The organism is Roseateles sp. (assembly GCF_019237615.1).
Classification (GTDB): Bacteria; Pseudomonadota; Gammaproteobacteria; order Burkholderiales; family Burkholderiaceae_C; genus Pelomonas.
Map to the genome: position 1 here is coordinate 1 of NZ_JAFAGT010000091.1, position 13,519 is coordinate 13,519.

At 70.2% G+C, this 13,519-nt stretch carries 8 protein-coding genes; 7 read left to right on the forward strand and 1 reads right to left on the reverse strand.

The features are described 5' to 3' along the window. The first annotated feature begins 177 nt into the window (after window positions 1-177). Window positions 178-2,193 (forward strand): M13 family metallopeptidase, encoded by a 2,016-nt coding sequence (locus tag JOY88_RS18715; protein WP_293504149.1) that lies wholly within the window; start codon window positions 178-180, stop codon window positions 2,191-2,193. 178 nt (window positions 2,194-2,371) lie between these two features. Further along, window positions 2,372-4,225: a potassium transporter Kup gene (locus tag JOY88_RS18720; RefSeq protein ID WP_293504206.1), complete on the forward strand. Its 1,854-nt coding sequence runs from the start codon at window positions 2,372-2,374 to the stop codon at window positions 4,223-4,225. Here the strand turns inward: JOY88_RS18720 and JOY88_RS18725 are convergent, their stop codons facing one another. Further along, window positions 4,226-4,993 carry a class II glutamine amidotransferase gene (locus tag JOY88_RS18725; RefSeq protein ID WP_293504150.1) on the reverse strand — a complete coding sequence of 256 codons (768 nt, stop codon included), beginning with the start codon at window positions 4,991-4,993 and terminating at the stop codon, window positions 4,226-4,228. A gap of 44 nt (window positions 4,994-5,037) precedes the next feature. Here JOY88_RS18725 and JOY88_RS18730 point away from each other — a divergent pair, with 44 nt between their 5' ends. The 5 genes from JOY88_RS18730 to JOY88_RS18750 are packed head-to-tail and all read left to right on the forward strand — an operon-like array spanning window position 5,038 to window position 13,518. Next, on the forward strand, window positions 5,038-6,216 hold the full coding sequence (locus JOY88_RS18730; protein ID WP_293504151.1) for a benzoate/H(+) symporter BenE family transporter: 1,179 nt from the start codon (window positions 5,038-5,040) through the stop codon (window positions 6,214-6,216). A 59-nt stretch (window positions 6,217-6,275) separates the two neighbouring features. Continuing rightward, a complete protein-coding gene (gshB, locus tag JOY88_RS18735) occupies window positions 6,276-7,223 on the forward strand; it encodes a glutathione synthase (RefSeq protein ID WP_293504152.1) in 948 nt (315 codons plus the stop codon). Beyond that, entirely contained in the window at window positions 7,220-8,908 is a 1,689-nt protein-coding gene (locus JOY88_RS18740; RefSeq protein ID WP_293504153.1) for a DUF885 domain-containing protein, read from the forward strand. The genes gshB and JOY88_RS18740 overlap by 4 nt, the downstream gene beginning before the upstream one ends. Before the next feature lie 60 nt (window positions 8,909-8,968). Next, on the forward strand, window positions 8,969-11,377 hold the full coding sequence (locus tag JOY88_RS18745) for a tetratricopeptide repeat protein (protein ID WP_293504154.1): 2,409 nt from the start codon (window positions 8,969-8,971) through the stop codon (window positions 11,375-11,377). Continuing rightward, window positions 11,374-13,518: an FUSC family protein gene (locus tag JOY88_RS18750; RefSeq protein WP_293504155.1), complete on the forward strand. Its 2,145-nt coding sequence runs from the start codon at window positions 11,374-11,376 to the stop codon at window positions 13,516-13,518. Before JOY88_RS18745 ends, JOY88_RS18750 begins: the two co-directional genes overlap by 4 nt. Window position 13,519 lies beyond the last annotated feature (1 nt).

Consider the following 13,519-nt stretch of genomic DNA (forward strand, 5'->3'; position numbering starts at 1 on the left):
CGCAAGGAGCGCATCCAGAGGACCGAAACAGACAGCGCAACGATCAAATCGCGACGGCAATCAAACCAGCTCGCCGAAATGACCTCCGGCGACGATTGCCGGGGGCCTGTCGTTAGCGCAAAACTTCTGCCGCGCGGGCACCTAGGCTGTGGACCTTCTTCACGCCCTCATGCCGCGATGAACGTCTTCCGCCTTTCCACCCTGTCCTTGATGCTGCTGGGCGGCGCCGCGCTGGCTGCCGCGCCTCGTTCCGGCCTGGACCTGACCGGCTTCGACCGCGCAGTGCGTCCGCAGGACGACCTGTTCCGCGCCGCCAACGGCCACTGGCTGGCGACGACGGGGATCCCGGCCGACAAGCCCAACTACGGCAGCTTCATTGAGCTGGCCGACCTGTCCGACAAGCGGGTGCGCGAGGTCGTCGAGTCGCTGGCCGCGACCCCGCAGAAGGCCGGTTCGGCGGCGCAGAAGATCGTCGACTTCTACGCCGCCCACCTGGACATGGCGGCCATCGACCAGGCCGGCATGGCGCCGCTGAAGCCGCTGCTGGAGGGCGTTGACGCGATCGCCAGCCGCGAACAGTTCGCGGCCTGGCTGGGCGCCCGTGCCGGCCAGGTGGCCGGCCTGGTCGACCTCGATGTCGACGCCGACTTCAAGCAGCCGGGCATCAATCGCCTGCTGGTGCATCAGGCCGGCCTGGGCCTGCCCAACCGCGACTACTACCTGAAGACCGACGACGCGCGCATGGCCAAGGCCCGCGCCGCCTACCTGGCCTACCTCGAGACGCTGGCCCGCGAGGCCGGCCTGGCCGATCCGGCCGCCGCCGCCGGCCGCGTGATGGCGCTGGAGCGGCGCATCGCCGAACTGCACTGGGACCAGGTCGCCAACCGCGACCCCGTCAAGCTCTACAACCCCATGACGCCCGCCGAACTGGCCGCGAAGGCGCCAGGCCTGGACTGGCAGGGCTTGCTGAAGGCCGCTGGCATGCCCGCGCTGCAGCGGTTGTCGGTGTCACAGCCCAGCTTCTGCATCGGCCTGGCCCGGCTGGTGGGCGAGACCCCGCTGGACGAGCTGCGTCTGTACGCCAAGCTGCGCATGCTGGACAGCCTGGCCGGCGTGCTGCCCGGGCCCGTACGCGACGCCAGCTTCGCCTTCCACGGTACGGCGCTGAGCGGCGCCACCACCGAGCGGCCGCGCTGGCAGAAGGCCGTCGCCGGCGTCAACGGTGCGCTCGGCGAGGCGGTGGGCCAGGTCTATGTGCAGCGCTACTTCCCGGCCGCCGACAAGGCCCGCATGCTGACGCTGGTGGGCAACCTGATGTCGGCCTACAAGGACTCCATCGGCACGCTGACCTGGATGACGCCGGCAACCCAGGCCGCCGCCCAGGAGAAGCTGTCCAAGTACATGGTCAAGATCGGCTACCCCGAGACCTGGCGCAACTATTCGGGGCTCGAGGTGCGCGCCGGCGACGCACTGGGCAACACGCTGCGGGCCGGCCGCTTCGGCTGGCTGTACCAGGCCGCCAAGGCCGACCAGCCGGTGGACCGGCGCGAGTGGCTGATGACGCCGCAGACCGTCAATGCCTATTACAACCCGATGATGAACGAGATCGTTTTCCCGGCCGCCATCCTGCAGCCGCCGTTCTACAGCAGCCAGGCCGACGACGCCGTCAACTACGGTGCCATCGGCGCCATCATCGGCCACGAAATCAGCCACGGCTTCGACGACGAGGGCAGCCAGTTCGACGGGGACGGCGCTCTGCGCAACTGGTGGACCGAGGCCGACCGCAAGGCCTTCGACGCCATAGGCGCCAGGCTGGTTGCGCAGTACGACGCGTACGAGCCCATCCCCGGCAAGCATGTCAACGGCCAGCTGACGCTGGGGGAGAACATTGCCGACCTGTCCGGCCTGCAGATCGCCTATAAGGCCTATCTGCGCTCACTGGGCGGCAAGCCGGCGCCGGTCATCGACGGCTACAGCGGCGAGCAGCGCTTCTTCCTCGGCTGGTCGCAGGCCTGGCGCGAGAAGTCGCGCGAGCAGCGCCTGCTGCGGCTCCTGACGGCCGACCCGCATGCGCCGTCCGAGTTCCGCGCCAACGGCGCCGCCGTCAACCACGACGGTTTCCACGACACCTTCAAGACCCAGCCGGGCGACAAGATGTTCAAGCCGGCCGCGGAGCGCATCCGCATCTGGTGAGCCGATCCGCCGCCCGGGCCTACGCTCGCCGGCCGGCGGGCGTCAAGTCCGGGCGTTGTGGTTTTGCTGCGTCGCACAAGACGCGGAGGCCCGACGGAGAATCGCCGCTTTCGAACAAATGCCACCCGCAGCTGGTGGTGCTCGTGAAGTGAGTTCTTCCCAAGCGGCACGCAGCCCCATGGCGCTGGCGGGCCTGACCCTCGGCGCCCTCGGGGTGGTCTACGGCGACATCGGCACCAGCCCGCTGTATGCCCTCAAAGAAGTCTTCCATGGCGGCCATGTCGCCACGACGCCGGACAACATCCTCGGCGTGCTCTCCCTGCTGTTCTGGACGTTGACCATCGTCGTCTCGGTCAAGTACGTGCTGCTGATCCTGCGCGCGGACAACAACGGCGAGGGCGGCCTCATCGCCATGCTGGCGCTGGCCGCCAACGCGGTGAACGGCCGGCCGCGGTTGCGGCGCGGCCTGATGATGGTCGGGCTGTTCGGCACGGCTATCTTCTTCGGCGATGCGGTGATCACGCCGGCCATGACCGTACTCAGTGCAATTGAAGGCATCGAGGTCTACGCGCCGGACTACCACGATGCCGTGCTGCCGGTCTCGCTGCTGGTGCTGGCCGGCCTATTCTCGGTGCAGCGTTTCGGCACGGGCGGCATTGGCAAGGCCTTCGGTCCGGTCATGCTGGTCTGGTTCCTGAGCCTCGCGGCGCTGGGCCTGCCCCATGTATTCGACAACCCGCGCGTGCTGGCGGCCGTCAACCCGCTGTACGCGCTGCGCTTCTGCCTGGAGTACCGCTGGGTGGCCTTCGTCGCGCTGGGCGCGATCGTGCTGGTCGTGACCGGGGGCGAGGCGCTCTATGCCGACCTGGGCCATTTCGGCAAGAAGCCCATCCGCATCGCCTGGTACGGCGTCGTCATGCCGGCCCTCGTCATCAACTACTTTGGCCAGGGCGCCATGCTGCTGGACAACCCCGAGGGTGTGAAGAACCCCTTTTTCCTGCTCGCGCCGGCCTGGGCCGAGATCCCGCTCTTCCTGCTCGCCACGGCGGCAGCCGTCGTGGCGTCGCAGGCGCTGATCACGGCGGCCTTCTCGGTCACCAAGCAGGCCATCCAACTGGGTATCCTGCCGCGGCTGCGCATCCTGCACACCAGCGTGCGCGACACCGGCCAGATCTACGTGCCCTTCGTCAACTGGGGCCTGTTCGCGCTGGTGGTCGTCGCGGTGGTCTTCTTCGGCTCGTCGAGCAAGCTGGCCGGCGCCTACGGCGTGGCTGTCACCATAGACATGACGATCACGACGGTGATGACGTTCTTCGTCGTCCGTTTCGGCTGGCGCTATCCGCTGCTGCTGTGCCTCGCCGCCACCGGCCTGTTCTTCGTCATCGACGTGACCTTCCTGGCGTCCAACCTGCTGAAGCTGCTGCACGGCGGCTGGTTCCCTCTGCTGATCGGCATCGCGATGTTCACGCTGATGCTGACCTGGAAGCAGGGCCGAAAGCAGCTCTCCGACAAGCTGCGCGAGGACGCCATCGAGCTGGGTGCCTTCCTCGAGGCCGTCTTCATCAACCCGCCGCTGCGCGTGGCCGGCACGGCCGTCTTCTTGTCGGCGGAGAAGGGCAGCACGCCCAATGCGCTGTTGCACAACCTCAAGCACAACAAGGTGCTGCACGAGCAGAACATCTTCGTCACCGTCAAGCACCATGAGGTGCCGTGGATCGACCTGGAACAGCGCTGCGAGGCAGAGGCGCTGGGCCACAGCTGCTGGCAGGTGGCGCTGCACTTCGGCTTCAAGGACGAGCCCGATGTGCCCGAGGCGCTGGCGCTGCTGAAGAAGCAGGGTGTCCTGCTCGACGACATGGAGACCAGCTACTTCCTGAGCCGCGACATCGTCATCCCGACCATAGGCTCGGGCATGGCGCTGTGGCGCGAGAAGCTGTTCGCCAGCATGCACCGCAACGCCGCGGCGGCGGCGGACTTCCTGCACCTGCCGACCAACCGCATCGTCGAGCTGGGCAGCAAGGTCGAGATCTAACTAGCCCAGAGGGCGCCGCTCCAGGCGCCCGTCGTGCACATGCGCCACCTCGTTCCTGGCTAGCGGCTGCCAGGACTCGGCGTCATCGCCCAGCGGTTCCGACGCGATCGCCCAGCCGCCCGGCTGGGGCTTGAGGTAGAGGCTGGGCGGCCTGTCGTCGCTGGCCCAGCGCACCGCCCAGAGCCGCTCGCCGTCGGCCAGCGCGGCCGAGAATCGCAGCGGCGTATCGACGCCGCGCGCCGCCATCTCGGCGACCGTGTCGCATAGCACCTGGCGGATGGCGGCCTCGACCGCCTCGCCGTCCTGCACGCGCGCCATCATCAGCAGGAACAGCAGCTCCGAGTCGGTCGCGCCGCGGCGCATGTCGTAGAGCGCGTCCGGCAGCAAGGCCTCCAGGCGGCGGCGCAGGCGCGGGAAGTCTCCGACCTGGCCATTGTGGATGAAGAGATAGCGGCCGAGGTGGAAGGGGTGGCAGTTCTGCCTGGAGACTCCACCGCCGGTGGCCGCCCGCACGTGGGCCATGAAAAGACGCGAGCGCACGTTGGCGCACAGGGCCAGCAGGTTCTCGTCGCTCCACGCCGGCATGACCTCGCGGTAGATGCCCGGCGTGTCGCGCTCGCCATACCAGCCGATACCGAAGCCGTCGCCGTTCGTTGCCGTCTTCGCCTCAGAGGCCTGCAGGCTCTGGCGCACCAGCGAATGGCGTGGCTTGCAGACCAGCTCCTCCAGAAAAATCGCGTCGCCCGAATAGGCCAGGAAACGGCACATCCCTCATCCTCTTTGGTTGTCATTCGCGCGGCTATGCTGGCTGCATGCGCCGCTTGCTGCAAGACTTTTCGCCCTCCACCGTCGTTGCCGGCTTCGTCGCGGTGCTGGTGGGCTACACCAGCTCGGTGGCCATCATCTTCCAGGCCACGGTGGCGCTGGGTGCCACGCCGGCCCAGACTGCCTCCTGGCTGTGGGCGCTGGGCCTGGGCATGGGCCTCACCAGCCTGGTCCTGAGCCTGTGGACCCGCCAGCCCATACTGACGGCCTGGTCGACGCCCGGCGCGGCGCTGCTGGCCTCGACCTCGGGAGTGGAGATGCCTGAGGCCATAGGCGCATTCGTCGTCTGCGGCCTGCTCATCGCCTGGGCCGGCGCCAGCGGCTGGTTCGAGAAGCTGATGGACCGCATCCCGGTAGCCATCGCGTCGGCTCTGCTGGCTGGCGTGCTGACGCGTTTCGGCCTCGATGCGGTCAGCAGCGTGAGGACGGCGCCGGTCCTGGTGCTGGCGATGGCCGCGGCATTCCTGCTGGGGCGGCGCCTGTGGCCGCGCTATGCCGTGCCCGGCGTGCTCGTCGCCGGCATTGCCGTCGCGCTGGCGCAGGGGCGGCTCAGCCTGCTGGGCCTGGACACCTCGCAGGTCTTCGCGCTGCCGGTATGGACGGCGCCGCACTTCACCTGGCATGCCGCCGTCGGTGTGGCGCTGCCTCTCTTCATCGTCACGATGGCCTCGCAGAACCTGCCCGGCGTGGCGGCCCAGCGCGCCAGCGGCTATCAGACGCCAGTGTCCGCCAGCATCGCCGTGACGGGCGCCGCGACGACGCTGCTGGCGCCCTTCGGCGGCTATGCGCTCAACCTTGCCGCCATCACGGCGGCCATCTGCATGGGCCGCGAGGCGCATGAGGACCCGGCGCGGCGCTACACGGCCAGCGTGGCCGCAGGCCTGTTCTACGTGCTGCTGGGCCTGGGCGGCGGCGCCGTCGCGATGCTGCTGGCGGCCTTCCCGCGCGAGCTCGTCGCGGCCATCGCGGGCCTGGCGCTGCTGGGCACCATCGCCGGTGCGCTTGCCGCGGCACTGAAGGACGAGGCCCACCGCGACGCGGCCATCCTGACCTTCCTCGTCTGCCTGTCGGGCATCAGCGTCTTCGGCATCGGCGCGGCCTTCTGGGGCGTGGTGGCGGGTGGCGTCGCGACGCTGGTGGCTACGTTCAGGCGCTCTCAGCCCTAGGCCTGCGGGGCGCGCTGCCCTGTGCAACACTGGCCGGCGATGAATCCACAGGCCCGCCCATGAAGCTGCTATTCGTTGCCGATCCCCTCGACACCTTCAAGACCTACAAGGACTCCACCTTCGCAATGATGCGCGAGGCGGCCCGGCGCGGCCACGACATCCTCGCCTGCGAGGTCGGCCAGCTGGTCTGGCAGCGCGGCGGCCGGGTGACGGCGCGTGCTGCCCGCCACATCATGCTGACGGGCAACGCGCAGGACTGGTTCAAGGTCCAGTCGACCGGCGACGTCGCGCTGGCCGATGTCGGCGCGGTGCTGATGCGCAAGGATCCGCCGTTCGACAGCGAGTTCTTCTACGCCACCCATCTGCTCGGCCAGGCCGAGCGCGAGGGCGCCCGTGTCTTCAACAAGCCCAGCAGCCTGCGCGAGCATCCGGAGAAGCTCGCCATCATGGAGTTCCCCGAGTTCATCTCGCCCACGCTGGTCACGCGCGACCCGGCCGAGATCCGGGCCTTCCACGCCGAGCAGCGCGACATCATCCTCAAGCCGCTGGACGGCATGGGCGGCATGGGCATCTTCCGCGTCAAGGACGACGGCCTCAACCTCGGCAGCATCATCGAGACGCTGAACAAGGAAGGCACCCAGACGGTCATGGTGCAGCGCTTCATCCCGGCCATCGCCGAGGGCGACAAGCGCATCCTCATCATCGGCGGCAAGCCGGTGCCGCATTGCCTGGCGCGCATCCCGCAGGGCGGCGAGGTACGCGGCAACCTTGCGGCCGGGGGCAAGGGCGTGGCGCGGCCGCTGACCGCGCGCGACCGCGAGATCGCCGAGCAGCTGGGCCCCATCCTCGTGCGGCGCGGCCTGCTGCTGGTGGGCCTGGACGTCATCGGCGAGAACGTCACCGAGATCAACGTGACCAGCCCGACCTGCTTCCAGGAGATCACGGACCAGAGCGGCTTCGATGTCGCCAGGATGTTCATCGACGCCCTCGAGGAGGTCCTGGCATGAAGCGCCGCGACTTCACGTTCATGAGCCTCGCCGCCCTGGGCCTGCCGGTGCTGGCCGGGGGCGACTCCCTTGGCACGATGAGCGAGAGCTTTCTCGAAGCGTTCTGGAAGCTCGATCCCGACGCCGCCGTGATGTCCGGCCGCTTCGAGTTTGCCGGCCACGTGACGCTGCCCAGCGCCGCGCAGCGCCAGCGCACGCGTACCTTCGCAAAGGACTGGCTGGCGCGCTTCCAGCGCCTGTCCGACGCACAGCTCTCCACCACCGACCGCATGGACCGCGAATTGCTGGTCGGCAAGCTGCAGGGCGACCTGTGGCGCCTGGACAAGCTGCGCGAATGGTCCTGGAACCCCGCCGAGTACAACCCGGCCGGGCCGCTGGACCTGTTGCTCAACACCGACTACGCACCGCTGCCGGTGCGGCTCAAGGCGCTCAGGCCGCGTGTCGCGGCGATGCCGGCCTATTACCGTGCGGCACGGGCCAGCCTGGCCGGCGTCGCGCGCGAGCACACCGAGCTGGCCATCCAGCAGGCACCCGGCGTGCTGGGCGTGCTGGACGACATCGCTGCGCGTGCTGCCGAGGCCGGCCAGGCGGGCGCCTTCAAGGCGCCGCTGGCCCAGGCGCGGGCGGCGGTGAACGGCTATGTCGCGCATCTGCAAGCCCTCAAGCCGGTGCGCAGCTTCCGCCTCGGTGCCGAGCTGTACGAGCCCAAGTTCGTGCACGATATCCAGTCCGCCCGCACGGCACGCGAGACCTACGACCTGGCTCAGCAGCGCCGCGAGGAGGTGCTGGCCAGCATGCAGGTTCAGGCCGCTGCGCTGTGGCCTGCGGTCATCGGCAGCGAGCCGCCGCCCGCCGACCGTTTTGCGCTGATCGGCCGCGTCATCGACAAGCTCAGCGAGAGGCATGTCAGACGCGAGAATTTTGTCGACGAGATCCGCGCGCAGATCCCGCAGCTGGAGGCCTGGGTGCGCGACCATGACCTGCTGAGCCAGGACGCCAGCAAGCCGCTGGCCGTGCGCGAGACGCCCGTCTACCTGCGCGGCGTGGCCGGCGCCAGCATCGAGGCGCCGGGCCCCTACCGGCCCCAGGACAAGACCTATTACAACGTCACGCCGCTTGACGACCTGACGCCCGAGCAGGCCGAGAGTTCGCTGCGCGAGTACAACCACTGGATCCTGCAGATCCTCAACATCCACGAGGCCATTCCGGGCCATTACACCCAGCTGGTGCATGCCAACCGCGCGCCCAGCAAGGTCAAGGCCTTGTTCGGCAACGGCGCCATGGTGGAGGGCTGGGCCGTCTACGGCGAGCGCATGATGATGGAGAGCGGCTACGGCGCCTCGCCCGAGATGACGCTGATGTACGGCAAATGGCATCTGCGCTCGGTCACCAACACCGTGCTCGACTACGGCGTTCATGTGCTGGGCATGGGCGAAGCCGAGGCGCTGGACCTGCTGGTGCGCCAGGCCTTCCAGACCGAGCGTGAGGCCAGGGAAAAGTGGCGTCGCGTGCAGCTGACATCGGTGCAGCTGACCAGCTACTTCAGCGGCTATAGCGAGATCTTCGCGTTGCGTGAGCAGTTGAAGGCCAGGCCTGGCTTCAACCTCAAGGCCTTCCACGAGCAGTTCCTCGGCTATGGCAACGCACCGGTGCGACTGATCGCCGCCGAGATGCTCAAGGGCTGAGCGCGGCTTCGGGTGGTGTCGGGGCCGATTAGCATCGGCGCTCCACGGAGGAGCTACCGAATGCCCTGGCGCCCACTGGCCGTTTCGCTGGCCGTCTGTCTCAGCTTGAACACCGCCCATGCGGCCACCGATCCCGCGCAGCTGCGGGCACTGCTGACCGAGCAGCGTTACGCCGCCGCTCGCACTGACGTCGAGGCGCTGCTGCGCAAGCCCCGGCCCGACACGGCCGAGCGGGCCGTCGTCTACCAATGGCTGTTCGCCCGCGACGATGGCGCCGCCATAGACCGCCGCACGCTGGGCGTGCTGGCCGACGGCCGGGCCGAGGCCGTCGACCTGCTGGCCGCCGGCCGCCTGGCGCTGGACCGGCGCGATTTCGAGCGCGCCAAGACCTGCTTCGAACGCGCGCTGGAGCGCGCCAACCTGCCGCTGGAGCGCGCCGAGGCCTTGCGCGGCCTGGGCCAGCGCCACTACCAGCTGCGCGAGTTCGATGCGTCGCTGGCCCAGCTGGAGCAGGGCGTGGCGCAGGTGCGCACGGCGGACGGGCTGGCGGCGCTGGCCGACACGCTGATCCGCCTGGGCCGCACCGAGGATGCCATCGTCGCGGCCGAGGCCGCCGTCGCGCTGAATCGCCACCACGAGGCCGCCCATTACCTGCTCGGCAACGGCTATACGCGCGAGAACTACAGCCAGCTCGAGGCCCGCCTGGGCGAGGCCTTCGTGCCGCTGATGGCCGACGTGAAGCGCGCCTCCGAGGCCTTCGAGCAGGGTGACTTCGACGCTGCCCTGGGGCTGAGCCTGGACCTGCTGCGGCGTTGCCCCCAACTCGGCCGCGCCCACGCCATTGCGGCCAAGGCGCTGGAGTCGCAGCGCTTTCGCATCGACGTGCACCGCGCCGCCTACGAGCGCCGCTTTGCCGCCACACCCATGCCGAGCGTGCCTGGTATCGAGCGCTACGTGCTGAACTGGAAGGACTTGTCGCCGCGTCACCGGAAACGTGTCGCGCTGTCCGTTGCGCCGTGGAAGGCCTTCATCCCCGTGCTCGTCGAGGGCGGCGCCACCCATTTCATCAAGCCCATGTGGATGCGCCTGTCCGAGACGCCACAGGCCCACGCGCTGAAGGACGCCCGCATCGACTACGACTCGCGGCTGTGGGACGACGTGCGCGGCATGGGCGGCCACTTCACCGTCACCGGCATCGAGGACGTCGAGCGCAGCATCTTCGACAAGTACAACACCGTGCTGCACGAGCTGACCCACCAGGTCCATGGCGTGCTGACGGCCGACCAGTCGCGCGACATCGAGGCGCTCTACCAGCAGGCCAAGGCACGCGACGCGGCGACGCGCAACGGCTTCCTGTCGCGCTATGCCGGTGGCTCGGTGTGGGAGTACTTCGCCGAGGGCGCCAATGCCGAGGCCTCTCCACGCCGCGATGCCTACGACGGCCGCGAGATCGTGCGCGAGCGGCTGGTCCGGCTGGACCCGGCCCTGCGTACCGCCGTGAGAGGCTTCTTCGCCCAGCGCGATACGCGGGCCAGCCTGCCGGTGGCGCTGGTCAACGCGGGCAACCAGAAGCTGGAGGACGGCAAGCTGGTCGACGCCCAAGCGCTGTTCGCGCGCGCCCTCAGGCTGGCGCCCACCGACGAGCTCGCACTGGCGGCGCAGCTCAAGGTGCTGGCCATCGCGGGCGACGGCGACGCCGTCGGCGCGCTGGCCGCACGCGCACTGGCCGCCCATCCGAACAGCGGCGCGCTGCGCGTGGGTGCGGCCGACGCCCTCTGGCATGGTGGCCGCCCGCTGGCCACCGAGGTGCTGCCCGGCCTGGCGCGCGACGTGCAGGCGCTGAGCGGCGAGGACGCTTTCCGCGTCCAGCTGGCGCTGGCTGACCACCACCGCCGCCTCGGCGACACCGCCGCCGCGCTGGCCGCCTACCAGGCCGTGCTGGCCTACCAGGGCGACCAGCCCGAGGCACTGTGGGGCCGGGCCGCCGCGTTGGCGCTGGACGGTCGTTGGGATGACGCATTCGCCCAGTACCAGGCCGCGCTGCGACTGCGCACCGGACTCGTGCCGCTACGCCGCGACTATGCGCTGGATCTGCTGCGCGCCGGTCGCACCGAGGCGGCGCGCGCCCAGGTCAAGGAGGCGCTGATCCTGGACCCCGCCGACCCCGACACGCTGGCCCTGAAGGGCTGGCTGGCGCTGAGCGGCGGCGACGCCGCGGCAGCGCGCCGCGACGCCAGCGAGGCGCTGGCCCTCGGGCCGTGGAGCGACCTGGCCGTCATCGTGCAGGCCGCGGCGTTGCAGTCCCTGGGCCAAGCTGAGGCGGCGCAGACCGCCATCGCGCCGCTGCGGCAGCGCATCGCCAGCGGCGCATCGCCGCAGTACGTCTACCGGCCCGAGAAGTCGGGCTGGTTCTCGGTGCATGAGCTGCCGGCCGGTGAGCGCCGCGTGATGGAGCTGCTCGTCAAGTGAAGCCGCTGAAGCACCTGGACGCCGCCCACCTCAACGGCCTCAGCGTCGCCCTCGGGGTGGCGGCCACGCATGTCTTCGTCGGCGCGCTGTTCGGCGACACGGCCGGCCTCGCGGCGGTCGGCGGCGCCGTCTGCGCGAGCCTGCCCGACGTGCCCAACCCGCCGCAGCGCGTGCTGCCGCGGCTGCTGCCGGCCGCGGCCGTCGCGGCCATCGTGACGCTGCTGGTGGGCCTCACTGACGGCTCGCTGGCGCTGACCGTGGCGCTGGTCGCCGTCGTCACTTTCCTGTCGCTGATGGCCCTGGCCTGGGGCCTGCGCGCCGGGCCGCTGTCGTTCTCGCCGGTGTTGGCGATGGTCTTCGCGATGGCCTGGGACCGCACGGCCGGCAGCACCGCGCCCTGGGAGCATGCGCTGTGGGTGGGCGCGGGTGGCTGCGTCTACACCGGCTGGGCGCGGGCCAGCGCGGCGTTGCTGCGCCACCGGCTGCGCGAGCTGGCGTTGGCTCAGGCGCTGCGCGCGACCGAGCAGCGGCTGCGCTCGCGCGCGCAGCGCATCGCCGGCGCGGTGGGCGCCGCCGAGGCCAGCATCCGCGCTTCCATCGCCGACGACGTGCTACTGGCCGAGGCGCTGCAGGCTGCGCGCGACCAGGTCTTTGCCGCTCGCCGCTCGCCGCGCAGCCGCCGTCAGACCGACCTCGTGCTGGGCCTCATCGAGCTGCGCGACCTGCTGCTGGCCAGCCGGTTGGATACCGAGCTGCTGGGCCATGACTTCCCCGGCCGCCAATGGCGGGCCGCGCTGGCCGAGACGCTGCGCCACCTCGCCGACACGCTCGCCGCGCTGGCCGACACCGTGGCCTATGGCGCACCGCTGCCCGAGGTGTCGGCCGAGGCCTGGCGGGCGCAGCTGGCTGCGCGACTGGCCGACGTCAGCGCGCCGGCCGGCGATTCGCGCGCCCATCTGGTGTCGGCGCTGCAGTCGCGCGTGGGGCATATGCTGGACGACGTCGGCGCCATGGTTGCGCGTCAGGCTCAGGGCGACGAGGCCGACGATGCAGCCAGCCCCTGGACGCCCGAGCGCCTGGCGCCCTTCGTGTCGCCCGAGGGCTGGCCGCTGGCGGCGCTCAAGCCGCACCTGAACCTGCAATCCAGCGTCATGCGCCATGCGCTGCGCTCGGCGCTGGCGCTGGCGCTTGCCTATGCGCTGGGCGCGTTCCTGCCTTGGGCGGCGCATCCGTTCTGGCTGATGCTGAGCGTGGCCGTCGTGCTGCGCGGCAACCTGGAGCAGACGCTGTCGCGCCGCAATGAGCGCATCATCGGCACCGTGCAGGGCTGCCTGCTCGTGCTGCTGCTGGCCCATGTGGCCTGGGAGCCATTGCTGGCCCTGTGTTTCATAGCCGCCGTTGGCACGGCCCACGCCTATGTGAACCGCCGCTACCGCGTCGCCGCGACGGCCGCGACGCTGATGGCCTTGCTGCAGCCGTTGATGCTGGCGCCGGGCAGCGACCCTGCCGTCGTCGAGCGCCTTGCCGACACCGTCATCGGCGCGGGCCTGGCATGGCTGTTCAGTTTCGTGCTGCCGTCCTGGGAGCGCAACGCTGTGCCGCGCCTGGGTGCGCAGCTGCGCGGCGCGCTGGCCCGGCATGCGTCCAACATGCTTCGCTGGATTCCAAGCGCCGAGGAGCAACTGGCCCAGCGGCTGTCGCGCCAGCAGGCCTACGCGGCGCTGTCCGCGCTGGCCGCGGTGGCCCAGCGTACCCGCGTCGAGCCGCAGAGCGTGCGCCTGCCCGAGACCGACATCGAGTCGGCGCTGAGCCATGGCTATCGCCTGATGGCCCTGCTGGGCGCCGTGCAGCACCAGGTGCAGCGCCGCAGTGCCCGGCTGGACGCCGCCCGCGCAGAGACCGCGTTGCCGCTGGCCCGCCAGGCCTGCGTAGCCGTGCTGCAGGGCGAGCCGGGCGCCAGCGACAGTGGCACTGATCCCGCCGGCCTGCCCGACGCCGATGCCGGCGCCTGGCCCGAGCACCTGGGCCAGCAGGACCTGACACCATGGCTGCTGCGGCGCCTGCGGCTGTGCCGCCATGAAGCGCGCGAGTTCGCCTCGGCGCTGGACCGACTTCAACCCACTTCAGGAGGATCGCCATGAG